This window comes from Streptomyces sp. NPDC058401 (genome assembly GCF_042722885.1).
GTDB lineage: Bacteria > Actinomycetota > Actinomycetes > Streptomycetales > Streptomycetaceae > Streptomyces.
The window spans coordinates 57,352-81,156 of sequence record NZ_JBHXKA010000023.1 but is presented as its reverse complement, the minus strand read 5'-3'; the positions used below and the strand labels follow the sequence as shown (position 1 = coordinate 81,156).

23 protein-coding genes are annotated in these 23,805 nt (G+C 72.4%); 10 read left to right on the top strand and 13 right to left on the bottom strand.

Going from position 1 to position 23,805, the window contains the following annotated elements:
- Nucleotides 1–120: 120 nt before the first annotated feature.
- Both ACFWNV_RS11770 and ACFWNV_RS11765 read right to left on the bottom strand, forming a co-directional pair.
- Nucleotides 121–1,716, bottom strand: a complete 1,596-nt coding sequence (locus ACFWNV_RS11770; RefSeq protein WP_383944253.1) for a GAF domain-containing protein — start codon at nucleotides 1,714–1,716, stop codon at nucleotides 121–123.
- Nucleotides 1,713–2,750 (bottom strand): rod shape-determining protein, encoded by a 1,038-nt coding sequence (locus tag ACFWNV_RS11765; RefSeq protein ID WP_383944250.1) that lies wholly within the window; start codon nucleotides 2,748–2,750, stop codon nucleotides 1,713–1,715. The genes ACFWNV_RS11770 and ACFWNV_RS11765 overlap by 4 nt, the downstream gene beginning before the upstream one ends.
- Nucleotides 2,751–2,992: 242 nt before the next feature.
- On the opposite strand from ACFWNV_RS11765, the gene ACFWNV_RS11760 reads away from it, so the two are divergent.
- The gene (locus ACFWNV_RS11760; protein WP_383944247.1) at nucleotides 2,993–3,709 is read left to right on the top strand and encodes an esterase/lipase family protein; all 717 of its coding nucleotides are present in this window, start codon (nucleotides 2,993–2,995) and stop codon (nucleotides 3,707–3,709) included.
- A gap of 20 nt (nucleotides 3,710–3,729) precedes the next feature.
- Here the strand turns inward: ACFWNV_RS11760 and ACFWNV_RS11755 are convergent, their stop codons facing one another.
- Nucleotides 3,730–4,332 carry a hypothetical protein gene (locus ACFWNV_RS11755; RefSeq protein ID WP_383944245.1) on the bottom strand — a complete coding sequence of 201 codons (603 nt, stop codon included), beginning with the start codon at nucleotides 4,330–4,332 and terminating at the stop codon, nucleotides 3,730–3,732.
- 80 nt (nucleotides 4,333–4,412) lie between these two features.
- Here ACFWNV_RS11755 and ACFWNV_RS11750 point away from each other — a divergent pair, with 80 nt between their 5' ends.
- Nucleotides 4,413–5,192, top strand: coding sequence for a hypothetical protein (locus ACFWNV_RS11750; protein ID WP_383944242.1), 780 nt, complete (start codon nucleotides 4,413–4,415; stop codon nucleotides 5,190–5,192).
- Between the two features lie 30 nt (nucleotides 5,193–5,222).
- On the opposite strand, the gene ACFWNV_RS11745 is transcribed toward ACFWNV_RS11750, so the two are convergent.
- A complete protein-coding gene (locus ACFWNV_RS11745; RefSeq protein ID WP_250745587.1) occupies nucleotides 5,223–5,645 on the bottom strand; it encodes a MarR family winged helix-turn-helix transcriptional regulator in 423 nt (140 codons plus the stop codon).
- Between the two features lie 104 nt (nucleotides 5,646–5,749).
- On the opposite strand from ACFWNV_RS11745, the gene ACFWNV_RS11740 reads away from it, so the two are divergent.
- The 3 genes from ACFWNV_RS11740 (at nucleotide 5,750) to ACFWNV_RS11730 (ending at nucleotide 8,256) form a co-directional block, all read left to right on the top strand.
- Nucleotides 5,750–6,772: an NADP-dependent oxidoreductase gene (locus ACFWNV_RS11740; RefSeq protein ID WP_383944240.1), complete on the top strand. Its 1,023-nt coding sequence runs from the start codon at nucleotides 5,750–5,752 to the stop codon at nucleotides 6,770–6,772.
- A 65-nt stretch (nucleotides 6,773–6,837) separates the two neighbouring features.
- Nucleotides 6,838–7,260: an organic hydroperoxide resistance protein gene (locus tag ACFWNV_RS11735; protein ID WP_383944237.1), complete on the top strand. Its 423-nt coding sequence runs from the start codon at nucleotides 6,838–6,840 to the stop codon at nucleotides 7,258–7,260.
- A 135-nt stretch (nucleotides 7,261–7,395) separates the two neighbouring features.
- Nucleotides 7,396–8,256, top strand: a complete 861-nt coding sequence (locus ACFWNV_RS11730; RefSeq protein ID WP_383944234.1) for an EI24 domain-containing protein — start codon at nucleotides 7,396–7,398, stop codon at nucleotides 8,254–8,256.
- Here the strand turns inward: ACFWNV_RS11730 and ACFWNV_RS11725 are convergent.
- The gene (locus tag ACFWNV_RS11725) at nucleotides 8,243–9,169 is read right to left on the bottom strand and encodes an NAD(P)-binding domain-containing protein (protein ID WP_383944231.1); all 927 of its coding nucleotides are present in this window, start codon (nucleotides 9,167–9,169) and stop codon (nucleotides 8,243–8,245) included. The genes ACFWNV_RS11730 and ACFWNV_RS11725 overlap by 14 nt on opposite strands.
- A 97-nt stretch (nucleotides 9,170–9,266) precedes the next feature.
- Here ACFWNV_RS11725 and ACFWNV_RS11720 point away from each other — a divergent pair, with 97 nt between their 5' ends.
- Nucleotides 9,267–9,617: a winged helix-turn-helix transcriptional regulator gene (locus tag ACFWNV_RS11720; protein WP_383944228.1), complete on the top strand. Its 351-nt coding sequence runs from the start codon at nucleotides 9,267–9,269 to the stop codon at nucleotides 9,615–9,617.
- A 24-nt stretch (nucleotides 9,618–9,641) separates the two neighbouring features.
- On the opposite strand, the gene ACFWNV_RS11715 is transcribed toward ACFWNV_RS11720, so the two are convergent.
- The gene (locus ACFWNV_RS11715) at nucleotides 9,642–10,376 is read right to left on the bottom strand and encodes a class I SAM-dependent methyltransferase (RefSeq protein WP_383944225.1); all 735 of its coding nucleotides are present in this window, start codon (nucleotides 10,374–10,376) and stop codon (nucleotides 9,642–9,644) included.
- 579 nt (nucleotides 10,377–10,955) lie between these two features.
- Here ACFWNV_RS11715 and ACFWNV_RS11710 point away from each other — a divergent pair.
- Nucleotides 10,956–12,533: a hypothetical protein gene (locus ACFWNV_RS11710; protein WP_383944222.1), complete on the top strand. Its 1,578-nt coding sequence runs from the start codon at nucleotides 10,956–10,958 to the stop codon at nucleotides 12,531–12,533.
- Nucleotides 12,534–12,546: 13 nt separating this feature from the next.
- The gene (locus ACFWNV_RS11705) at nucleotides 12,547–14,199 is read left to right on the top strand and encodes a DUF2142 domain-containing protein (protein WP_383944220.1); all 1,653 of its coding nucleotides are present in this window, start codon (nucleotides 12,547–12,549) and stop codon (nucleotides 14,197–14,199) included.
- An 85-nt stretch (nucleotides 14,200–14,284) separates the two neighbouring features.
- Here the strand turns inward: ACFWNV_RS11705 and ACFWNV_RS11700 are convergent, their stop codons facing one another.
- Nucleotides 14,285–15,043 carry a carbon-nitrogen hydrolase family protein gene (locus ACFWNV_RS11700; protein WP_383944217.1) on the bottom strand — a complete coding sequence of 253 codons (759 nt, stop codon included), beginning with the start codon at nucleotides 15,041–15,043 and terminating at the stop codon, nucleotides 14,285–14,287.
- Nucleotides 15,044–15,112: 69 nt separating this feature from the next.
- Nucleotides 15,113–15,688, bottom strand: a complete 576-nt coding sequence (locus ACFWNV_RS11695) for a TetR/AcrR family transcriptional regulator (RefSeq protein ID WP_383944215.1) — start codon at nucleotides 15,686–15,688, stop codon at nucleotides 15,113–15,115.
- A gap of 157 nt (nucleotides 15,689–15,845) precedes the next feature.
- Between ACFWNV_RS11695 and ACFWNV_RS11690 the strand changes: the two genes are divergently transcribed.
- Nucleotides 15,846–18,305, top strand: a complete 2,460-nt coding sequence (locus ACFWNV_RS11690; protein WP_383944212.1) for a beta-glucosidase — start codon at nucleotides 15,846–15,848, stop codon at nucleotides 18,303–18,305.
- Nucleotides 18,306–18,395: 90 nt separating this feature from the next.
- Here ACFWNV_RS11690 and ACFWNV_RS11685 read toward each other — a convergent pair whose 3' ends face one another.
- Nucleotides 18,396–19,301, bottom strand: a complete 906-nt coding sequence (locus ACFWNV_RS11685; RefSeq protein WP_383944209.1) for an SGNH/GDSL hydrolase family protein — start codon at nucleotides 19,299–19,301, stop codon at nucleotides 18,396–18,398.
- Between the two features lie 250 nt (nucleotides 19,302–19,551).
- Between ACFWNV_RS11685 and ACFWNV_RS11680 the strand changes: the two genes are divergently transcribed.
- The gene (locus ACFWNV_RS11680; RefSeq protein WP_382971455.1) at nucleotides 19,552–20,046 is read left to right on the top strand and encodes a DUF3145 domain-containing protein; all 495 of its coding nucleotides are present in this window, start codon (nucleotides 19,552–19,554) and stop codon (nucleotides 20,044–20,046) included.
- 66 nt (nucleotides 20,047–20,112) lie between these two features.
- On the opposite strand, the gene fabF is transcribed toward ACFWNV_RS11680, so the two are convergent.
- The 4 genes from fabF to ACFWNV_RS11660 form a co-directional block, all read right to left on the bottom strand.
- Nucleotides 20,113–21,378: a beta-ketoacyl-ACP synthase II gene (gene fabF / locus ACFWNV_RS11675; protein ID WP_383944206.1), complete on the bottom strand. Its 1,266-nt coding sequence runs from the start codon at nucleotides 21,376–21,378 to the stop codon at nucleotides 20,113–20,115.
- 76 nt (nucleotides 21,379–21,454) lie between these two features.
- The gene (locus tag ACFWNV_RS11670) at nucleotides 21,455–21,703 is read right to left on the bottom strand and encodes an acyl carrier protein (RefSeq protein WP_243329395.1); all 249 of its coding nucleotides are present in this window, start codon (nucleotides 21,701–21,703) and stop codon (nucleotides 21,455–21,457) included.
- A gap of 62 nt (nucleotides 21,704–21,765) precedes the next feature.
- Nucleotides 21,766–22,770, bottom strand: coding sequence for a ketoacyl-ACP synthase III (locus ACFWNV_RS11665; protein WP_383944202.1), 1,005 nt, complete (start codon nucleotides 22,768–22,770; stop codon nucleotides 21,766–21,768).
- A 19-nt stretch (nucleotides 22,771–22,789) separates the two neighbouring features.
- The gene (locus ACFWNV_RS11660) at nucleotides 22,790–23,716 is read right to left on the bottom strand and encodes an ACP S-malonyltransferase (protein WP_383944200.1); all 927 of its coding nucleotides are present in this window, start codon (nucleotides 23,714–23,716) and stop codon (nucleotides 22,790–22,792) included.
- Nucleotides 23,717–23,805: the final 89 nt, after the last annotated feature.

The following is a 23,805-nucleotide window of genomic DNA, read 5'->3' as shown; positions in this document are numbered from 1 at the left end:
GGATTGCCCTGCGGGCAATCCAGCCCCGCCGGCGTTTGAGGCGCGGGGGTGCGGGGGCTGGCCCCCGGAACGGCGCCGCACACGGCAGCGGGTCCGGGCGGAGGCCGGGGCTGACCGGGGTCAGAGGGGGGCTTCCCAGGTCAGGGTGGTGCCCCGGGTGCCCGAGTCCGTGCGGCCGTCGTCGGAGACGGTGAGGCGGACCCGGGCGGGGACCGCGTCGACCTCGACGTCGATGCAGGTGACCTCCGCCCGGCGGTGCGCCGCAGCCAGGGCCCCGCGCAGCGCGGAGAGCAGATCTCCCGCCACCGCATCGGGAAGCAGCGCGTCCACCGTGCCCGCGAAGTGCACCGACGGCTGGAAGCCCAGCAGCACCGCCGCCCCGCCGGTCTCCCGCAGGACCCGCCCCCGGAAGGTGGTCGGGGCGTCCGTGGGGGGCTGTTGGAGGGCGAAGATGGCCGTGCGGACCTCCTGGATGGTGGAGTCGAGCTCGTCCACGGCCCGGCTGAGTTCCTCGCCGACGGTGTCTCCGGTGGGGGCTTTGGCGGAGCGCCGCCGGGTGCTCTCCAGCATCATCTCCGTGGCGAACAGCCGCTGGACCACCAGGTCGTGGAGGTCGCGGGCGATGCGGTCCCGGTCCTCGTAGACGGCCAGCTGCTCGCGGTCGTGCTGCGCGTCCGCCAGGACCAGGGCCAGTGCGGCCTGGGAGGCGAACTGCGAGGCCAGCAGCCGGTCGACCGCGTCGTAGGCGGGGCCGCCGCGTTCGCGGGGCAGGGCGAGCGTGCCGATGAGCTGCCCGCCGCTCTGGAGGGGCAGCATCATGCTGGGGCCGAAGCGCTCCCGTACGTGCGTGGTCATCCGGGGGTCCGTCGCCGAGTCGTCTATGAAGACCGGCTCCCCGCCCAGGAGCTGCTCCAGGACGGCGGAGCCCGGGGCGATGGCCGTGCCCACGAGGTCGCCGGGGTCCCCCTGCGTGGAGGCGGCCACGATCTCCATGCCGCCCTCGGGGGTGGGCTGGAGGACGACCCCGGCCGCGGCGTCGGCCAGCAGCCGGGCCCGTTCGGCCACGCACATCAGGGCGTCCGCCGCGGGCCGGCCCGCCAGCAGGGTGGTGGTCACGGCGGCGGCGCCCTCGATCCAGCGCTCCCGGCGGCGCGCGGTCTCGTACAGCCGGGCGTTGCCGATCGCTATCCCCGCCTGCGAGGCCAGGACGCGCAGCAGGGCGAGGTCCTCGTCCGTGAACGGGTCGCCGCCCTGCTTGTCGGTGAGGTAGAGGTTGCCGAAGACCTCGGTGTGGACCCGGATGGGGACCCCGAGGAAGCCCTTCATCGGCGGGTGTCCCGGCGGGAAGCCCGCCGCGCGGGGGTCCCGGCCCAGGTCCTCCAGCACGAGCGGGCGCGGATCGGTGATCAGGGCGCCGAGCAGGCCGGAGCGGCCGTCCGGCAGGTGGGGGATCGCGGCCTTCTCGGCCTCGGTCAGGCCGGTGGTGAACAGCTCGGTCAGCCGGACGCGCTCGGGGTCGACGACCCCGAGCGCTCCGTACCGTGCCGCGCACAGCTCGGTCGCCGAATCCACGATGTGCTGGAGGGTGGTCCGCAGTTCGAGTTCGGAACCGACGCTGAGGACCGCCTCCAGGAGGACGGGCAGGCTGGCGGCCTGACGGGCGGCGACGTCCCTCCCGTCCCCGGGGGCTGCCGGGGACGGCTCGGCGTCCGTCATTCGGCCAGGGGGTTCAGAACCATGGGGGCGATCTTCCCTTCGAGCATCATCCCGAGGCCCAGTACCGCGCAGATGTCCGGCCGTTCGGCGATGGCCACGGGCATCCCGGTGGCATCGCGGAGCATCTGGTCCAGGCCCGGCAGCAAGGCGCTGCCACCCACCATCATGATCCCTCGGTCGGTCAGGTCGGCCACCAGGTCCGGCGGGCACTCGCGCAGCACCTTGCCGATGCCGTCGAGCACGGCGGTCAGCGGGGTGTGGATGGCGTCCCGGACGGCCGCGGTGTCCACGTGGACGGAGCGGGCGAGGCCGGTGGCCACGTCGCGGCCGTGGATGAGGGTGGAGGTGGGTCCGCCGGCGGTGATGCCGTTGCCGTGCAGGGCCAGTTGGAGCGGTCGTACGGCCTGGCTGGGCAGCATCAGCTCGTGCGCGTGGCGCAGGTGCTGGACTACGGCGTGGTCGATGGCCTCGCCGCCGACCGGGATGCGTACGGCGGTGACGATCGAGCCGAGGGAGAGGACGGCGACCTGGGTGGCGGCGGCCCCGCACACCATGATCATCGTCGCGGTCGGCTGCTCCACGGGCAGGCCGCAGCCGACGGCCGCCGCGATCAGGGTGTCGACGAGTTCGACGCGCCGGGCTCCGAGCCCGACCATCGTCTCCACCGCCGCGCGCTGGGCGAGCGGGTCGGCGTCGTGCGGGGTGCAGGCGGCGGCCCGCAGCCGGGGCTTGCGGCGCAGGGCGCGCCGCAGCTTCTCGCCGAGGAGGTGGCGCAGCATGCGCTGGGCCATCTCGATGTCCACGACGGTGCCGCCGGAGACGGGGCGGACCACGCGGATGTAGTCGGGCGTGCGGCCGGTCATCCGTTCGGCGAAGGTGCCGACGGCGATGAGTGCACCGGTCCGCGTGTTGACGGCGGCGACGCTGGGCTCGTCCACGACCAGGCCGAGGCCCTTGACGTAGACGCGGGTCCTGGCCGCTCCGAGGTCGACGGCCACGTGGCAGCGGCGCAACTGCTCAAGACTGACGGTCACGGCAGATCCTCCCGAGAGCGCTGACGCAAGAAGACCGGCGGGTGCCGGTCACACTTCGTATCTTCTCGGGTGAATTACCCGTATTGCCCGATTTGATGCTCCGGGTGGGGGGTGTCTTGAGATACGGAAGGGCCACGAGGGGCGCCGGTGGGTGCTGCACGGGGGTGGAATTCTGCGACGCCAGGCGCGACCATGCCCGCACCGATCCTGCTACTCGTGCGTAACAAGGTAAAGGGGACTCGATGCTGACGGTCCGCCAGCGACTGCTCGCCCTCCTGACGCTCTGCCTGGTGCTGCTCGCGGCGCCCGCGCTCCCGGCCCAGGCCTCCGGCCGGGCTTCGGCCCCGGCCCCGGGCCAGGCCGCGGCGCGCAATCCGGTGGTCTTCGTACACGGCTACAACGCAGACCCCGGCGTCTGGGGCTCCCTGCGCGAGGACCTGCGCGCCGACGGGTACGCCGACTCCGAACTCTTCTCCTTCGGCTACGACACCCACCAGTCGGTCAACGAGGTCCTCTCCGGACGGCTCGCCGCCTACGTGGACGAGGTCCGCCGGCAGACCGGCGCCGCCCGGGTGGACCTGGTCGCCCACTCCTTCGGCTCGCTGGTCACCCGCTGGTACGTGAAGTTCGGCGGCGGCGCCCCGTACGTGGAGCGCTGGGTCTCCCTCGCCGGCCCCAACCGCGGCACCTCCACCGCCTGGGCCTGCGCCCTGTGGGACCAGGCGTGCCGGGACATGACCCCCGGCTCCTACGTGGTGAAGAACCTGAACTCCGGGGATGAGACCCCCGGCGCCGTGCGGTACGCCACCTTCTGGTCGAACTGCGACGAGGTCATCAACCCCGACGACAGCGTCCCCCTCACCGGGGCGGTGAACACCCCGGTCGGCTGCCTCAAGCACAACGACCTGCTCGGGGACGACCCCACCTCGGCGGGCGTACGGGCCTTCCTGCGCTCCTAGGAGGGAGCCGCCCGCCCCTCCTAGGGGAGAGCGGGCGGCTCCGCCACCACGACCTCCTGGAGCAGGCCGTACGTGAACTCCGCGACGCAGGCCCGCCCCGACGCGGTGAACGCCAGCCGCCACCGCGTCGGCGCGGTGCCCTCCATCGGACGGACGGGGGCGAAGGCCCGGGCCACCTCGTCGACCGTCGCCGACCAGGGCAGCAGGTCCTCCGGGGATTCCAGTACGGGACCGGGCGCGCCCGGGGCCCGGACCAGCCACTCGTTCCAGACGGCCCCGTCCGGCGCGGCGAGCACCTCGAAGCGCAGGTCCGGCCAGAGCGGCACCGGCCACAGCAGGGCCTCGCACGTCAGATCGCCGATCGCGCGGGCGGAGACCGCCTCGGGCGGGCCGAGCACGGAGCGGTAGCGGGCCAGGGCGCCCCGCGACCGCGGGGAGCGCACCATGGCCTGCCAGCGCTTGTTGGCCTCCCGCTGCTCGGCGAGGGAGGCGCCGAGCCGCCGGCGGGCCTCCTCCGCGAGACCCGGCTGGAAGTCCGTCATCCGGCGCAGCAGCACCAGTTGGAAGCCGGCGGGGCCGAAGGGGCCCGGGGTGAGGGGCGGTGTCCCCGGCGTCCTCGTCATGGAACCCCACCCTTCCACACAGGATCCTCACGATCCCGGTATACGGCCGTTGCGGGCGAACGCGTAGCCTGCGGGGCGCCATGGACTATTGCATCGCCTGCCGCAGGTACCTCAACGGTGCGCTGGCGTGCGCCGGATGCGGGACCCCGGCCGAACACCTGACATCGGCCGCACCCGCCGCACCCGCCGCGCCCGGCTCCGCCGCCGTGTTCGGGGACGACCCGGCCGCGCTCGCCGACGTGTACGCCGACTCGCTGGTCGTGCTGTCCGCGGAACGGGGACGGGACGGGGGCCGCGGGCGGGGCCGCGCCGCCGACCGCCGCCGCGCCGGGCACCGCCGACGCCGCCGGACCGCGCTCACCGTGGGCCTCGGGCTGATGCTCGCCGCCGGCGCCACCCTGGGCCTGGCCCGGCTGGCGGCCGACGGGGAGCGCACCGACCGGGCGGCGACGGTGATGCTGACCGACGACGCGGGTCCCGCGGAGCCGGCTCCGCTGCCGGGCCTGACGGGGGATCCGGCCGCGCCCTCGGGCACGGCTCCGGCGAAGGGACGGGCCACCGGCCCGGCCAAGACCGGGGGCACGAAGCAGGGCGCGACCGGCGCGGCCGCGGGAGCCTCCACCGCGGGGCCGTCCGCCTCCGCCTCCGTCTCCGGGCCGGCGGGGCCGTCGCGGAGCGCCTCCGGGGCGGGACCGGGCGTACGGCCCACGTCCGCGACGCCGACGGCATCGAACTCCGGGGGCTCGGCGACTCCGAGCGGGAGCGCGACGTCGAAGGGGCCGTCGAAGCCGAAGCCCCCGCCCTCCAAGAAGCCGACCCCGAAGCCCACCCCGCCGGACTGCTGGTGGTTCTTCTGCTGAGGGTTCCGCCGGCGGCCCGGCGGGACCTGCTCAGCCCAGCATCCGCCTGAGCAGGTCCCGCAGGACCGCGCGCTCGGCCGGGGAGAGCCCGGCCAGGGGCTCCCGGGCGAAGTCCAGGGACTCGCGGAGCCGGTCTGCGGTCTGCAGGCCCTCCTCGGTGGGCGCGGCCAGCTTGACCCGGCGGTCGGCCGGGTCGGGGCGGCGCTCGACGAGTCCGCGGGTCTCCAGGCGGTCCACGATGCCGGTGATGTTCGACGGCTCGCACCGCAGCTTCTGCGCGATCTTGCGCATCGGCATCGGTTCCAGGGAGAGCAGGTTCAGCACGCGGGCCTGGGCGCCGGTGAGCTGGTGGCTGGAGGCCGCGTGCTCGTACTCCTGGTGGTAGCGGGTCACGACGTCGCCGATGAGCTCGACGACTTCGAGGGTCAGGGGATCTGCGCGACGGCTGGGCATGCATCCAAGCGTACCCATTTACTTGACAACATGAAATATCCAGGCGCATGGTTGTTTCACGTCCTGAAGCATTTTGCACTCTTCCCCCATCCAGGAGTGACGCCATGTCCGAGATCCCCGCCGTCAGCCGTGAGTGGCACCTCGTCCGCCGCCCGCAGGGCTGGCCCGTCGCCGAGGACTTCGCCCTGCGCGAGGCGCCGGTGAACGCCGAGCCCGCCGCCGGCCGGATTCTGGTGCGCAACCTCCACATGTCCGTGGACCCGTACATGCGCGGCCGGATGAACGACGTGAAGTCGTACGTCCCGCCCTTCCAGCTCGACCGGCCCATGGACGGCGGTGCGGTCGGCGAGGTCGTGGCCTCCGCCGACGAGCGCTTCGCGGTCGGCGACCACGTGCTGCACGGCCTGGGCTGGCGCGAGTACGCGGAACTGGACGCCAAGCACGCCACCAAGGTCGACGCCTCGCTCGCCCCCCTCTCCGCCTACCTCGGCGTCCTCGGCATGCCGGGCCTGACGGCCTACGCCGGGCTCCTGGAGGTCGCCTCCTTCAAGGAGGGCGACTCCGTCTTCGTCTCCGGCGCCGCCGGAGCGGTCGGCAGCCTCGTCGGCCAGTTCGCGAAGATCAAGGGCGCCTCCCGGGTGATCGGCTCCGCCGGCTCCGACGAGAAGGTGACGCTCCTCACGGAGAAGTACGGTTTCGACGCCGCCTTCAACTACAAGAGCGGCCCCGTCGCCGAGCAGCTGAAGGAAGCCGCCCCCGAGGGCATCGACGTCTACTTCGACAACGTCGGCGGGGACCACCTGGAGGCCGCCATCTCCTCCCTGAAGGTCCACGGCCGGGCCACCCTGTGTGGGGCCATCGCCCAGTACAACGCCACCGAGCCCGTGCCCGGCCCCCGCAACCTCGCCCTCGTCATCGGCAAGCGGCTGCGCCTGCAGGGCATCCTCGTCGGGGACCACGCCGGACTGCAGCCGCAGTTCGTCCAGGACGTGGCCGGCTGGCTGCGTTCCGGGCAGCTCGTCGCCGACGAGACGGTCGTGCGGGGAGTGGAGAACGCCGCCGAGGCCTTCCTCGGAATGCTGCGCGGCGACAACACCGGAAAGATGATCGTTTCTTTCACCGGTTAGGCTCACTCCACACCGCCGTGACGCGTGGGCGCGAGTCCCGGCGATTACCAGGAGGATTTCCTTACATGTCCATCCAGCAGTCCGACGTCGCGTACACCGCTGTTGCCACCGCCGAGAACGGCCGTGACGGTCGCGTCGCCACCAACGACGGTCGCCTCGACGTCGTCGTGAACCCGCCGAAGGAGCTCGGTGGCAGCGGCGAGGGCACCAACCCCGAGCAGCTGTTCGCCGCCGGCTACAGCGCCTGCTTCCAGGGTGCGCTCGGCGTCGTCGCCCGCAACGAGAACGCCGACATCACCGGCTCCACGGTCACCGCCGAGGTCGGCATCGGCAAGAACGACGACGGCTTCGGCATCATCGTCAAGATCACGGCCGCCATCCCGAACGTGGACGCCGCCACCGCCAAGGACCTCATCGAGAAGGCCCACCAGGTCTGCCCGTACTCCAAGGCGACCCGCGGCAACATCACGGTCGAGCTCGCGGTCTGATCTCCGACCCGCTCGACCGGCTCGTACCGGTTCATCCGGTACGTCCGTACATCGAAGGCCGCACCCAGGCACCGGGGTGCGGCCTTCGGCATGCCCGGCGTCCCCCGCCCCGGGGCTCCGCCCTAAACTGGCACCATGCGTGATCTTGCGGGGGGATTCGGCTACCTGCTGGCCGGACAGCGATGGGTACTGCGGCACGGCCGGTGGCTGGGCTTCGGCCTGCTGCCCGGACTCGTCTCCCTCGTGCTGTACGCGGGCGCGCTCATCGGCCTCGGCTACGGCGCCGACGACCTGACCGCCTGGGCGACCCCCTTCGCCGACGGCTGGTCCTCCCCGTGGCTCGGGCTCTTCCGCGGCTTCCTGACCGCCCTGGTCTTCTCCCTCGGCCTCTTCCTCGCGGTGATCACCTTCACCGCCGTGACCCTGCTCGTGGGCCAGCCGTTCTACGAGTCCCTCTCGGAGCAGGTCGACCGCACCGAGGGCGGCGAGGTCCCGGAGTCGGGGCTCACGCTCGCGCAGGAGCTGTGGATCTCCGCCCGGGACAGCCTGCGGATCCTGGGCCGGGTGCTGCTCTTCGGCATCCTGCTCTTCGCGCTGGGCTTCGTCCCGGTGATCGGACAGACCGTGGTCCCGGTCCTCGGCTTCTGCGTCTCCGGCTTCTTCCTCGCCCAGGAGCTCACCTCCGTCGCCCTGATGCGCCGGCGGGTCCAGCTCACCGAGCAGCTCGCGCTGCTGCGCGGGCGGCGGATGCTGGCGCTCGGCTTCGGGGTGCCGCTCGTGCTGTCCTTCCTGGTACCGCTCGTCGCCGTGTTCCTGATGCCCGGCGCGGTGGCCGGGGCGACCCTCATGGTCCGGGACCTGGTGGGCGAGGACGCGGACGAGGGCGGCGGCGCGGGGGAGGCCGACGGCGCGGCGCAGGACTCCGCGCAGGGCCAGGCCCAGGGCCAGACGCAGGCCCCGACCCAGGTGCAGGGCAAGCGGCTCAGCGCCTCCTGAGCAGGGTGATCGCCCCGGCGGTGTCCTCGCCGGCGTGGGCCGCCGGATCGGCGGCCAGGCGCTCCTGCATCAGGTCCAGGTACGGGCTGATCAGCTCGGTGCTGACCCCCTGCTCCGCGGCGGTCCGCAGGTAGGTGGTGCTCGCGGCGACCTGCATGGCCAGGTTCGATTCGACGCCCGTGGTGAAGTCCCCGGAGACCAGCCGCTCGGCGGCGGCGCCCGCGAAGAAGCCCATCGCCCCCAGCCACTCGGCCAGCAGCGGAGCCAGGTCCTTCGGGGAGACGTCCTCGCCCTCGATCAGCGCGTAGGCGTGCGAGATCCCGGCGAAGAGCCCGGTCATCGCGCTCAGCAGGGCCACGTCGTGCAGGGCCGCGTGGCCGGGGTCGGAGCCGACGAAGCGGGCGCCGGCCGGGACCTCCAGCGTGCTCCGGTGCTCCTCGAACAGGGCGGTGGAGCCACTGTAGAAGACGTACCCGCCCGCCGCGGGGGCGCCGATCATCGACGGGGTACCCATGATCCCGCCGTCGAGGAACCGGGCCCCGCGCTCCCGGGCCCACGCGGCCCGGGCGCGGCCGTCGGCGGGCGTGCCGGTGGTCAGGTCGACCAGGTCCTTGCCGGTGAGGTCCAGGCCCTCCAGGGCCGAGCCCACGCTGGCGTGGTCCAGCAGGCAGACCACGATCAGGCCGCTCGCGGCCACCGCCTCGGCGGGGCTCGCCGCGACGGCGGCGCCTTCGGCCGCGAGGGCGGCGGCCTTGGCGGGGGTGCGGTTCCAGACGGTGAGGGGGTGCCCGGCGGCGAGCCAGGTGCGGGCGAGGGCGGTGCCCATCGCACCGAGCCCCAGGAGGGTGAGCGGGGTCTTCGTACCGGCCTTCGTGCTGGTCTTCGTAGCGGTCTTCGTGCTGGTGTCGGTCATGCCGTTTAGCCTGGTGGAGGGCCGTCAGGTGCTCAAGTACGCACTTCGGAGTGGGTGGTTACCCCGAGGTGAGCGAACAGGTGGGGAGGGGTGCGCGATGGTGACGAACCAGCGGCCGGGGGCGGATCACTGCGGGATCGCCGCGGCGATGTCCGTGATCGACGGCAAGTGGAAGGTGTCGGTCCTGTGGGAGCTGGAGCAGTGCCCGCGCCGCTTCGGCGAACTGCGCCGCCTGGTCCCGGGGGTCTCGGAGAAGGTGCTCGCGGCCCAGCTGCGCGAGCTGGAGGCGGACGGCATCGTCCACCGCGAGGTCTACGAGGAGGTCCCGCCGCGCGTGGAGTACTCGCTGACCCCGCTCGGCCACGAGCTGAACGGGGCCCTGGAGGCCCTCGGGGCCTGGGGCGCGAAGCACCTGCTCCCCGGGGCCGTCCAGCCGGTCACCGTGTGAGCCCGGGCCGGCCCGGGCCGGTCCTCACTCCGGGCGGCGGAACAGCGCCGTCCAGAGGAAGGCCTCCCCGAAGGAAGAGGAGGATTCCGGCTCGTCGTTCATCCGGCGCAGCTCCACCTCGGTGAGGTCCTCGAAGATCCAGCGCAGCGTCTGCGGCGTGTAGGCGAGCCCGCCTTCGAGCCGGGCCCGGCCGTAGAACTCCGCGTCGGACAGCTCGGAGCCCATGGCGCCGGAGGCGAAGCAGGTCAGGGCGAAGCGGCCGCCCGGGGCCAGCAGCCGGTCCAGCAGGGCCAGGTAGCTGACCCGGCGGTGCGGCGGCAGGTGGTGGAAGCAGCCCGAGTCGTAGATCAGGTCGTACGGGCCCACGAGCCCGGCGCCGGCCGCGCCGAAGGCGTCCCCGTGGTGGAAGCGGACCCGGGCCCTCGCGGCCCGGGCGCGCTCCCCGGCCCAGGCCAGGGCCGTCGGGGAGAGGTCGACGGCGTCCACCTCGAAGCCCCGGGCGGCCAGGTGCAGGGCGTTGCGGCCGGGGCCGCAGCCGAGGTCCAGGGCGCGGCCGCCCGCGGGGACCAGACCGCGGTCGAGGAAGGAGACGAGGTTCTCGTCGGGCTTCGCCGCGAAGAACGGCACCGGCCGCTCGCGGTCCGCGTAGAAGCCGTCCCACCAGGCGGAGCCGCCGGCCGTCCAGCGGTCGGCCTCCGGTGCGAAGAGCCCGTCCATGAGGGCGAGCACGTCGTCGACACTGCGTATGTTCCGGTCCATCAGAACCCCTTTCAGCTGTCTCCGATTTTATCGGCTGACAGGGTAAAAGCCCAGGTCAGGTGGGGTGTTGAGGATGCCTGGCGGGCTGTGTGGCGCCCTGCTGCGGCCGGGCCCGTCCCGGCCCCCCGGGGGTGGGGCGGCGCAGCGTTCCAAGGCCCGCCCAGGGCCCCCACGGGCCCTTTTCCGGGCGGCCCGGGCCCTGTTTCCGTACGGGTTCCGCAGCGGTGTCCTTGATTACACCGGGGCGGTGCCCACCCGTACGCGGCCCTGCCCGGGGGCGTGCGGCTTGACCCGGGACCCCGCAGTGCTCCTGCGCCACCCGATAGGATGACCGGCGGCAAGATTCAAAGCTGTCCCCCACCGTCCTAGAGTCCGCGTCCTTGTCCGGAGCATCGGCTGCTCGGGGTCCGAGCCGGACAGTGCCTTGCTGAGAGACGACGGCCATGGCGCTGTGCACCGACCAGCAGTAGGGACATCTTTCACGTGAGAGTCAGTACCGAGGGGCTGGAGCCTGTGCGCTCGGGTCCTGCGAGCGGGCCTGCCACGCGCGCCCGGCCCGTTTCGGGTTCCGCACGTGGAGTGCTGCGCTCCAAGGGCGCCCTGTTGCTCATAGAGGCCGCGGTGGCCTTCGGCTGCGCGCTCGTGCTCCCGGTGATGGCCGTGGGCTTCAAGCTCGACCCGCTGGACCGCATCGCACAGGTCAGCGGCCTCGCCGCGATCCAGTTCCGGTTCGCCCTGCTCGGCCTGGTCGTCATCGCCGCCGTCGTCCTCGCGATGCGGCTGCGCGGCGGCCGCCACTTCGACCTGACCACCCGGATCTCCGCGGCCGCCTTCGCCGGCCTGGCCAGCGGGTTCGTCGCGGCGGGGGCGGTGGTCGCGCTCCACGGCACCCCGTGGCCGATGTTCGGCCTCAACGGCGACAGCGGCCGGATCGTCGAGTGGGCCCAGGCGGTCGCCAACGGGAAGCCCTCGGGTTCCCCGGTCTACCCGCCCGCACCGCTCTACACCCTCGGGTACTACGCGGAGTGGTTCCACGGCGGCAACACCGCCTACGCCTTCAAGGACCTCCAGATCCTCGGGGCCGCCTTCTTCGGGCCGTTCGTCTACCTCGCCTGGCGGCTGCTGCTGAGCCCGCTCCGGGCGCTGGCCTTCGGCGTCGTACCGGCCTTCGCGCTGATCGACGCGTACAAGCCGTACGCCCAGACGGTCCTCGTGGTGCTGGTCCCGGTCCTGGTGGCCCTGGTGGTGGCGCTGCGCCGAAGCGGCACCGAGAACTGGCGGCCCCTGCTGCTCAAGGCCGCCGGTTTCGGCGCGCTGATCGGTGTGCTCTTCCTCACCTACTCCGGCTGGTTCCTGTGGAGCGCGGCCGGCGTCTTCTTCGCCGCGGCCCTGTACTTCCCCTGGAAGACCGGCCGGGCCAAGGGCGCCGCGTTCCTGGGCGTCACCCTGGCGGCCTTCATGGCCGTGGCCGGGCAGTACCTCGTGGTCATGCTGACCGAGGGCCAGGAGACCAAGGACTTCAACTTCCGGTTCGACACCTTCACCGACCCGGCCTACTACCTGATGTGGCGCACGGACATGCCGGGCAAGGTCGGCGACTGGCCGCCGCCCGGGGAGTTCGGCGGGGTCGGCCTGTTCGCCCTCGTCACCTTCATCTGTCTCGGCCTCGCGGTCTGGCTGGGACTGCGCAAGCCGATGGTGGTCACCATCACGGCGATGTTCGTCTCCGCCTGGCTGATGCGGATGTACATCGCCTCGCACATGTACGAGACGCAGACCGTCCAGCTCTACACCCGCACCAACAACCAGCTGTTGTACTGCGGCCTGATCCTGGCCGCGCTCGTCGCCCACCTGGTGTCGCAGCGGCTGGCCGAACGGCGCACATTGGACAATGGTGACGCCACGGCCGTACGGGGTCGGGGCCTGCCGGGCCGGGAGGGGGCCGTCATCGGGACCCTTTGCGCCCTGCTGCTCCTGCTCGGAACGGTGTCGTCCTCGATGGCCGACCGGTACATGCCGGCCCAGGACGGGACCTACCGGATCCTGCCCTACGTGTCACACACGATTCGGCAGATGAACGGAAAGTGCCCCCAATTCGCCCCCGAGCACAAGTGCTCCAAGGACGGCGATCAGACTTGGCTGACATACATCAGATGATCACGAGGACGACATGATCTCCGCATTGACGCGGCTGGCCGACTGGTCGGCCCGGACCCCCAAGAGGCTCTGGGCCGTCAGCTTCGTCCTCTTCTTCACCATCGCGGCGAGCTGGTCGGCCGCGACGCCGCTCGGCGCCTCGCCCGACGAGCACGCCCACTTCATCCGGGCGGCGGCGGTTGCCCGGGGGCAGATCAACGGCTCCGAGGTGATGGTTGCGCACAAGGTCGCGGGCATCAAGGGCGACTTCGCCGAGACCGGCGTGCAGCTCCCGGAGTGGTACTCCGAACTCCCCAAGCACCACGAGTGCTACTCCTGGCACGCGGGCACCCCGGCCTCCTGCGCGCCCGACATCGGGACCTCGGACGAGGTCGTCGAGGTCCCCACCGCCGCCGGCCGCTACCACCCGGCGTACTACCTGCTGACCGGCTGGCCGAGCCTGCTCGTGGAGGGCACCAAGGGCCTCTACCTGATGCGCCTGATGTCGGCGCTGTTCTGTTCGCTGCTGCTGGCCAGTGCCGTGGTGACGGCCTCCGAATGGCGGCGCGGACGCTCGCTCGCCCTGCTCGGCGTCTTCACGGCGGCGACGCCCATGGCCCTGTTCATGGCTGGCATGGTCAACCCCAGCGGCGGTGAGATCGCCGCCGGGATCCTGGTCTGGACGGGCCTGCTGTCGATCCTCATGTCGCCCGATGGAAGCCTGCTCAACCGCAGGCTCGCCCGGGTCGGCGTCGGCGGTCTGGTACTGATCAACATCCGGCCGCTCGGACTGATCTGGTTCGCCGGCGCGGTCTGCTTCGGCCTCCTGCTGGCCGAGCGCGGCGTGCTGCGCTCGGTGCTCCGCCGCAAGGCGATGTGGCTCTGGACGGGGCTGCTCGGCCTCGCCACGGTCGGGGCGCTCGCGTGGGCGGCCGCGCACCCCGACAACTCGGTCATAAAGATCCCCAAGTACCTCACCACGACGGAAGCGGCCCGCCGCACCCTCGGGGCCTCCGAGATGTACGTCGAGCAGATGCTCGGCTACTTCGGCTGGCTGGACACCCCGGCGCCGGTCGTCACCTGGTACGTCTGGCTCGGCGTGATCGCGGTGGTCACCGTGCTGGGGCTGATGTACGCCCGCAAGCGCGAAGCGCTGGCGCTCGTCGCCATGCTGATCGCCATCGTGATCGTGCCGGTGGTCGGACAGACCTCGCAGGCGTCGAAGATCGGCCTGGTCTGGCAGGGCCGCTACCTGCTGCCCTTCGCCGTCGGCCTGCCGCTGATGGCGGTCCTGATCATCGCCCGCCGGATGCCCGAGAAGGGCTTCCCCCTGCGCAGGCTGCTCGGCTACTTCCTGCCCCTGCTCGCCCTGGGCAACGCGGCGGCCTTCTTCTGGACCCTGCGGCGCTTCACCGTAGGGATCAGCGGCCCCGTCATCCCGTACGCCGCGCACTGGGCCCCGCCCGGCGGCTGGGTGCTCTGGACCGGCGTGTACACGGTGGCGGCGTTCGCCCTCGTGGTGCCCGGCCTGATGCGGGACCGCGCGCCCGACGCCCCGCCCGTGCTCCCGCCGGCCGGCCTCCTGCCCGGCGCCGACGGCTCGCAGGGGCCGGCGGTCCTCTCCGGAGCCCTGCCGGAACCCGACGCCGGAAGCCACCGCCAGCCACGGGTGACCCAGGTCCGCTGATCCACTGACCGCTGATCCGCCGAACTACGGGCCCCGGCCCGGCAGGTGCGTCCCAGGACGCCCGCCGGGCCGGGGCCCGCTTTCGTCAGCGGCCCGCGGGGCGGCCGTCCGCCGGGACCCCCGCCGGGACCTCGTCCGGTACCCCCGCCACGGCCACCGACGGCGTGTGTGCGTCCGCCTCGGCCAGCAGGGTCCCGTCCGGCGCCCATACGGCCGCGCCCCCGCAGCCCGTCCACGGCCCGGCGGGCCCGACGTGGTTGGCGAGGGCCACGAACATGCCGTGGTCCCGGGCGATCCCCGGGTGGATCGCCGCCCGCTCGGCGACGCCGTCGCCCGTGCCGTAGAGCGAGCTCGCCAGGTGGACCCGGCAGCCGGCCGCGGCGCCCGCCGCGGGCACGTCCGCGAAGTGGTTGTCGAAGCAGATCCCCAGCGAGAAACGGATCCCGCCCAGCTCGAAGCGCCCCGGGACCGTCCCCGCGGCGAAGACCTCCTGCTCGTGGCGGAACAGGTGCTGCTTGGCGTACGTGGTCACGTGCGCGCCGTCCGCGTCGTGCACCAGGGTCGCGATGACGGGCCGGGGGCCGTCCGTGCGCAGCGCGACGTTGACGGCGGTGGCGATCCCGGTGGAGCGGACGGGGTCGAGCCGGGGATCCTCCGCGTCGGCCAGCCACAGACCGGGATCGGCGCCGAGCGCGGCCAGTTCGTAGCCGGTCAGGGTGAGCTCGGGGAACACCACCAGCCCGGCGCCCTCCTCCCGGGCCCGCACGGCGAGCGCGGCCGCCCGTACGGCGTTGGCGGACACGTCGGCGGGGACGCAGCTCAGCTGCGCGGCGGCGATCTTCACCCGGCCCAGCATGCCAGCCCCGCCGCAGGCTCCCCGGCCGGGCCCGGGGTCAGGCCCGGGGCCCCTGGATCAGGCCCGGGGCCCCTGGATCAGGTCCAGGAAGGCCCGGAAGGTGCCGGGCATGTCCACCGATTCCGGGGCCAGCAGCCACTGGTACTGGAGGCCGTCCATCACGGCGGCCAGCAGCGGGGCCGCCTGCTCGGGGGTGAGGCCCGAGGGCAGCCGGTCGCCGTACTCGCCGCGGAGCACGCCCGCCAGCGCGGAGCGCACCTGCGCGTACCGCTCGGCGAAGAACTCCCGCGCCGGGTGGCCGTCGGTGACGCTCTCGCCGAGCAGCGCCGAGAAGGTCTGCACGATGCCGGGGCGCATGGCGTTGTACTCCACCAGGGAGGCCAGCAGGTCCGGGCGCCATGCGTCGGCCAGCGCACGGGCGCCGCCGCCGGTGTCCCAGCGGTCGCGCTCCTCCAGGACCGCGACCAGCAGCGCCTCCTTGGTCGGGAAGTAGTGCAGCAGCCCCTGCTGGGTCAGGCCCACGCGCTCGGCGACCGTGCCGAGGGCCGCGCCGCGGTAGCCGCGCTCGGCGATCACTTCGAGGGCCGCGCGGAGGATGTCCGCGCGCCGTTCCTCGCTCCTGGCCCTGACCATCGCCCGCCACCCCTTCCGTTCCACGTTCCACAGCCGTCAGCAGGACCGTACGACATCGATCGATTACGAACAGGTTACGAACCCTACCGCTCTACAGGTAACGGGTCCACCATGGGGTCACCGCACCGCACAGCGCACCCGCACTCAATGAGGAGGCATGGCCGTGACCGATGCCGATCAGGTCCGCAACGACGCCGTAGAGACGGCCCTGGGCAAACTGGACCTCGACACCAAGACCCGGCTGCTGGCCGGCCAGGACATGTGGTCCCTGCCCGCCGTACCCGAGATCGGGCTGAAGTCCCTGGTCATGTCCGACGGCCCCATCGGGGTGCGCGGCGTCCGCTGGACCGCCGACGACCCGTCGATCGCGCTGCCCTCCCCGACCGCGCTCGCCGCCGCCTGGGACCCCGAGCTCGCCCGCCGGGCCGGCCGCCTCCTCGCCCAGGAGGCCCGCCGCAAGGGCGTCCACGTCCTGCTCGCGCCCACCGTCAACCTGCACCGCTCCCCGCTCGGCGGCCGGCACTTCGAGTGCTACTCCGAGGACCCGTACCTCACCGGCGCGGTCGGCAGCGGCTACGTGAACGGCGTCCAGGACGGCGGCGTCGGCACCACCGTCAAGCACTTCGTCGGCAACGACGCCGAGACCGAGCGGTTCACCGTCGACAGCGTCATCGCCCCGCGCCCGCTGCGCGAGCTGTACCTGGCCCCCTTCGAGGCCATCGTCGCCAACGCCCACCCGTGGGGCATCATGACCGCCTACAACCGGGTCAACGGCACGACCATGACCGAGCACCGCTACCTCGTCAACGAGGTCCTGCGCGGCGAATGGGGCTTCGACGGCTACAACGTCTCCGACTGGATGGCCGCCCGCTCCACCACCGGCGACATCCTCGGCGGCCTGGACGTGGCCATGCCCGGCCCCGTCACCGTCTACGGGGCTCCGCTCGCCGAGGCCGTCCGCGCCGGCGAGGTCCCCGAATCCGCCGTCGACGAAGCCGTGCGCAACGTGCTGCGCCTCGCCGCCCGCGTCGGCATCCTGGAAGGCGCCCCCGCCGCCGTCGGCGAGCTCCCGGCCGCCATCGACGGCCAGGCGCTGGCCCGTGAACTGGCCGCCCGCGGCTTCGTCCTCGTACGCAACGAGGCCGTCGACGGCGAACGCCCGGCCCTCCCGCTCGACTCCGCCCCCGGCCGCACCGTCGCCCTCATCGGCGCCGCCGCCCGCGACGCCCGCGTCCTCGGCGGCGGCAGCGCCACCGTCTTCCCGGAGCGGATCGTCTCCCCGCTGGACGGACTGGCCGCCGCCCTGCCCGAAGGCGCCCTGAGCTTCACCGTCGGCGCCGACCCCAGCGACGAACTGACCCCCGCCGACAAGGGCTTCCAGCTCCGCGCGATCTGCCGGGACGCCTCCGGCGGGATCATCGGCACCGGCTCGCTCCCCACCGGCCAGGTCCAGTGGATCGGCGACGACCTGCCCGAGGGCGTCAGCTACGAGACGATGGCGAGCATCGAGGTCACCGGCACCTTCGTGCCGCGCGAGAGCGGCGAGCACGCCTTCGGCACCCGCGGACTCGGCGCCTTCACCCTCGCCGTCGGCGGAGAGGTCCGCTTCGACGGGGTCCAGCCGATGGGCGACGAGGCCGACCCCTTCGAGGCGTTCTTCGGCGCCCCCCAGGTGCGCACCCGCCTCGCCCTCACCGAGGGCGAAGCCGTCGAGGTCTCGCTGACCTACCAGGTCCCCGACATGACCACCCTGCCGCTCAAGGCGATCATGTTCTCCTTCCTCCACCTCGGCCCGCAGCGCTCCGCGGACGAGCTCATCGCGGAGGCCGTGGAGGCGGCGCGCGCCGCGGACACCGCCGTCGTGGTCGTCGCCACCACCGAGCGGGTGGAGTCCGAGGGCTTCGACCGCAAGGACCTCACCCTCCCGGGCCGCCAGAACGACCTGGTGCGCGCCGTCGCCGCGGTCAACCCGAACACCGTGGTCGTCGTCAACGCGGGCTCCCCGGTGGAGCTCCCGTGGCGCGAGGAGGTGGCCGCCGTCCTGCTGACCTGGTTCCCCGGGCAGGAGGGCGGGGCCGCGCTGGCCGACGTACTGCTCGGCGAGGCCGAGCCGGGCGGGCGGCTGCCCACCACCTGGCCCGCCGAGTTCGCCGACGCACCGGTCACCGAAGTCACCCCCACCGAGGGGCGCCTGGAGTACACCGAGGGGCTCTTCATCGGCTACCGGGCCTACGAGAAGCACGGGATCGCCCCGGCCTTCCCCTTCGGGCACGGCCTCGGCTACACGGACTGGGCCTACGAGTCCCTGGAGGTCACCGCCGAGCGGGCGACGGTCCGCGTCACCAACACCGGCACCCGGCCGGGCCGCGAGACCGTACAGGTCTACCTGGCGCCCGTGGCGGACACCGTCGAGCGGCCGGCGAGCTGGCTCGCGGGCTTCGCGAGCGTGACCGCGGGCCCCGGCGAGAGCGTCGACGTGCAGATCGCCCTGCCGGAGCGCGCCTTCGAGATCTGGGACCAGCCCTCCGGCTCCTGGCAGCGGATCGGCGGCGGCTACGAGGTCCGCGCGAGCCGCTCGCACGGCGACACGCGGCTTACGGCGGCCCTCGACCTGTAATGGCCGGAAATCACCCCCTGCGGGGGTGATCCACAAGCCGGACCGGGGGCGGGCCCTGACACCCGCCCCCGGTCCGATCCGCCTACGGCGTCAACGCGGGGGCTCGGCGGAGGTCACCTGTCGGTGCGCCAGTTCCGCGAGCCGCGCCTGCCCGTCCTTGCCCGGATGGAACCAGTCCCAGCGGCTCAACTGTTCCGCCGAGAAGGGGTACTGGAACACCGCGCCGCCGTCGTAGCGGCACAGCTCGTCCTTCGCGCAGACCTCGCGCAGCACCTCGTTGTACTCGACCACGCGCGCCCGCACCTGCTCGCGCCGGGCCGTCGCACCGGCCGCCGCCGAGGTCGGATCGGCGAGCATCGACTGACAGATGCCCAGCTTCCACACCTGGCGCACCATCGGATCGTCCTTGCCCTGCTCCCACAGCCGCTGGAGGTCCGGGACGCTGGAGACGTACACCTGCGAGGCCGGCGAGGACGCCCGCAGACCGGCCAGCGCCTTCTCGAAGCCGGAGCGGAAGGCGGCCACCGAGGTCATCGACGAAGCCGAGGGCCGGCAGGCGTCGTTCGAGCCCACCATCACCGTGACCAGGCCCGGCTTGTGCTCGGCGGCCGAGGCGAGCTGACCCGGCAGGTCCGCCATGCGCGAGCCGGTGACCGCGTAGTTCCAGCTGCGCGCGGGCGCCTCGGCCTCGCCGAGCAGCCGGGCGGCCAGCGACCGCACCTCGGGGTCGTCACCGGTGGCCCAGGAGGCCTCCGGACAGTCGGCCAGTACCGAACAGGCGTCGAAACCGCGCGTGATGGAGTCGCCCACGGCGGCGACCGAGGCCGGCGCCGTGTTCCACCGCGGGGCCGCCTGCGCACCGCGCTCGCCCCCGGTCTTCTCCCCGTCCGCCGAACACCCGGTCAGCGCACCCGCCGCCAGGAGCAGCAGCGCGACCGCCGCGCCCGCACCCGCGGAAGTCCGACGCGCGCGGCGGCGTGGGGCGGTGGTGCGCATGCGGAAGGTCCCTCCTCGTCGTCCCCGCATCGTTCGGGGGCGTCCTGCTGAGTGAATGCTCTGTGTTTACGGGCCTCGGAGCGACCGTACGTCACACCATGACCCCCGGCGCACGGTAGCTTTTTCCCGTGGTGTTTCGGCCGCAAGTCCCGTAACGCAATGTCAAATAATTTCCGTTACATTACATCACGTCACATACTGTCCGTTTTCTGGAGTTTATTCCCGACCTCGTCCCACACTGGAGGTCCCGGTGACGACACGTGGAGTCCTGTACGTGCACTCCGCACCGCGCGCGCTCTGCCCGCACGTGGAATGGGCTGTTGCGGGGGTGCTCGGGGTGCGGGTGAACCTCGACTGGATCCGTCAGCCCGCCTCCCCGGGCACCTGGAGAGCCGAGTTCTCCTGGCAGGCCGAGGCGGGCACCGCATCGAAACTCGCCTCCGCGCTGCGCGGCTGGCACCTGCTCCGCTTCGAAGTGACCGCGGAACCCTGTCCGACCGCCGAGGGCGAGCGCTACAGCTCCACCCCGCACCTGGGCATCTTCCACGCCGTCACCGGCATGCACGGGGACATCCTGATCCCCGAGGACCGGCTGCGCGCCGCCCTGGCCCGGTCCGCGCGCGGGGAGACGGACCTGGAGGCGGAGATCGCCAAACTCCTCGGCAAACCCTGGGACGACGAACTCGAACCCTTCCGCTACGCCGGCGAGGGCGCCCCGGTGCGCTGGCTCCACCAGGTGGTCTAGCCGCCGACACGCAGAAGGCCCGCCCGGGAAGCCCGGGCGGGCCTTCTGCGTGTGTCAGTGCCTGGATCAGACGGTCCGGAACGCCAGCGAGACGTTGTGGCCGCCGAAACCGAAGGAGTTGTTGATCGCCGAGCTCGGGCCGTCCGCGGGGAGCTTGCGGGGCTCGTCGCGCACGATGTCCGCGTCGATGTCGTCGTCGATGTCGTCGAGGTTGATCGTCGGCGGGGCCAGGCGGTGGTACAGCGCCAGCACCGTCGCGACGGTCTCGATGCCGCCCGCGCCACCCAGGAGGTGACCGGTCATCGACTTCGTGGCCGAGATCGCGATGTGGTCGAGGTCCTCGCCCAGCACCTTGCGCAGGGCCTTCAGCTCGGCCGTGTCACCCTGCGGGGTGGACGTGGCGTGCGCGTTCACGTGGACCAGCTCGGCCGGGTCGAGACCCGTGTTGTCGAGCAGGTTCTGCAGCGCGGCGGAGACACCGCGGCCGGTGGGCTCCGGCTGCGCGATGTGGTGGCTGTCCGCGGACAGGCCCTGGCCCAGCACCTCGCAGTAGACGCGGGCGCCGCGCGCGGCGGCGTGCTCGGCGGACTCCAGGACGATGACGCCCGCACCCTCGCCGAGGACGAAGCCGTCGCGGGCCTTGTCGTACGGACGGGAGGCCGTGGTCGGGTTCTCGTTGTTCTTGGACATCGCCATCATGTTGGCGAAGGCCGCGATCGGCAGCGGGTGGATCGCCGCCTCGGTGCCGCCGGCGACGACCACGTCGGCGCGGCCGGTGCGGATCATCTCGACGGCGTAGCCGATGGCCTCGGCGCCGGAGGCGCAGGCGCTGACCGGAGTGTGCACACCCGCGCGGGCGTTGACCTCCAGGCCGACGTTGGCCGACGGGCCGTTGGGCATGAGCATGGGGACGGTGTGCGGGGAGACCCGGCGCACACCCTTTTCCTTCAGTACGTCGTACTGGTCGAGCAGGGTGGTCACGCCGCCGATGCCGGAGGCGATGACCGTGCCGAGGCGCTCGGGCGCGATGGACGCGTCCTCGCCCGCCGGGCCGGTGTAACCGGCGTCGGCCCACGCCTCGCGGGCCGCGATGATCGCGAACTGGGCCGAGCGGTCCAGCTTGCGGGCCAGCGGCCGGGGGAGGACCTCACTGGGGTCCACGGCGGCGGTGGCGGCGATGCGGACCGGGAGTTCGGCGAAGCGCTCACCTTCGAGGGGCCTTACGCCGGAACGGCCGGCAAGCAGACCTTCCCAGGTCGAAGCGCTGTCGCCACCCAGCGGAGTGGTTGCGCCGATACCGGTGACGACCACGGTGCGATTGGTCGGGCTCACAGGAATTCTTTCTCCACGTTTCAGGGGGTGAATTGTCACGGCGCCACCGCCAGGTGGCGACAAACGCTCGTCAGGCTCAGGCCTGGTGCTTGAGGATGTAGCTCGCGGCGTCGCCGACGGTCTTCAGACCCTTGACGTCCTCGTCCGGGATCTTCACCTCGAAGCGCTCTTCGGCGGCGACGACGACCTCGACCATGGACAGCGAGTCGACGTCCAGGTCGTCGGTGAAGGACTTCTCGAGCTGGACGTCCTCGGTGGGGATGCCGGCGATCTCGTTGACGATCTCCGCGAGACCTTCGACGATTTCTTCCTGGGTGAAGGCCATGTTGGCGCTCCTTCTATAGCTAGCTGGGGGTCAAACGGAACCCGGGATGTGGATCCCGGGCCCTAGGGGAGGGTAACGACCGTGGCGGCGTAGACGAGCCCCGCCCCGAAGCCGATGACGAGCGCGGTGTCGCCGCTCTTCGCCGCTCCGGTCGCCAGGAGCCGCTCCATTGCGAGCGGGATCGAGGCGGCCGAGGTGTTGCCGGTGGTTTCGATGTCACGGGCGACCGTGACGTGCTCCGGCAGCTTCAGAGTCTTCACCATCGAATCGATGATCCGCATGTTCGCCTGGTGCGGAATGAAGACGTCCAGGTCATCGGCGGTGATCCCGGCTGCGTCGAGCGCCTGCTGGGCCACCTTGGCCATCTCGAAGACGGCCCAGCGGAACACCGCCTGGCCCTCCTGCGTGATGGCCGGAAACTTCTCGCCGCCGTCCTTGCCGAGGTACTCGTCCCACGGCACGGTCTGCTTGATGGTCTCCGACTTGTCGCCCTCGGAACCCCACACCGTGGGGCCGATGGCCGGCTCGTCCGAAGGACCGACGACCACGGCGCCCGCACCGTCACCGAACAGGAAGGCCGTCGCGCGGTCCTCCAGGTCGGTCAGGTCCGAGAGCCGCTCCACGCCGATGACGAGGACGTACTCGGCGGAACCTTCCACCACGAGGCCCTTGGCCAGGGTCAGGCCGTAGCCGAACCCGGCGCAGCCCGCGGAGATGTCGAAGGCGGCGGGCTTGCCCGCGCCGATGCGGTGCGCGATCTCGGTCGCCACGGCCGGTGTCTGCTTGAAGTGCGACACCGTCGAGACGATCACGGCGCCGATCTTCTCCGGGGCGATCCCGGCGTCGGCCAGGGCCTTGCCCGAGGCCTCCACCGACATCACGGCGACGGTCTCCTGCGGGGAGGCCCAGTGCCGCGTCGCGATACCGGAACGGGAGCGGATCCACTCGTCGGAGGAGTCGATGGTTTCGAGGATGACCTCGTTCGGCACCACACGGGTCGGACGGTAGCCGCCCACACCGAGGATGCGGGCGTACGGGGAGCCCTTGGCAGGCTTGATCTTCGACATGCTGAGTGGGCTCCTTCTCTCAGACCGCGTGCTCGGAAACGAGCGTCGCGGCCTTGTCGAGATCGTCCGGGGTCTTCAGCGCCACGCTCGGTACGCCCTTCAGCGCGCGCTTGGCCAGACCCGTCAGGGTGCCACCGGGGGACAGTTCCACGATCCCGGTGACGCCCAGTGCGGCGAACGTCTCCATGCACAGGTCCCAGCGGACCGGGTTGGCCACCTGGCCCACCAGCCGGGCGACGACATCGGCGCCCGTGGTCACGACCTGACCATCCTTGTTCGATACGTACGTCAGCGCCGGGTCGGCCGGGGAGAGGGCCGCTGCGGCCTTCTCCAGGCCGGCGACCGCCGGAGCCATGTGGTGCGTGTGGAAGGCGCCCGCGACCTTGAGGGCGACGACCTTCATGGAACCCTCGGGCTTCTCGGCCTCAAGGGCCGCGATCTGCTCCATGGTCCCCGCGGCCACGATCTGGCCCGCGCCGTTCACGTTCGCCGGGGTCAGACCCAGCTTCTCCAGGTGCGCGACGACCACGTCCGGGTCCCCGCCGAGGACGGCGGCCATACCCGTCGCGGTGATCGCCGCGGCCTCGGCCATGGCCAGTCCGCGGGTGCGTACGAAGGACAGTGCGTCCGTGTCCGACAGGACCCCGGCGTAGGCGGCGGCGGTGATCTCGCCGACGCTGTGGCCCGCCACGGCGCCGAAGGCGGACGGGCCGGCCTTGGAGGTCAGCTCGGCCGCGGCGAGCAGGCCCGCGGCCACCAGCAGGGGCTGTGCGACGGCCGTGTCGCGGATCTCGTCCGCGTCGGCCTTCGTGCCGTAGTGGGCAAGGTCGAGCCCGATGGCGTCCGACCAGCCGGCGACGCGGTCAGCGGCGCCGGGCAGTTCGAGCCAGGGAGTCAGGAAGCCGGGCGTCTGTGCGCCTTGGCCGGGAGCGACGAGTACGAGCACCCTCACACTCTCTCTTGTGTTCGGTCCGCGCCGCCCGTGGGGACAGGGACGAAGAACCATCGGGGTAATTGTTGATGTCCGACAAAAGC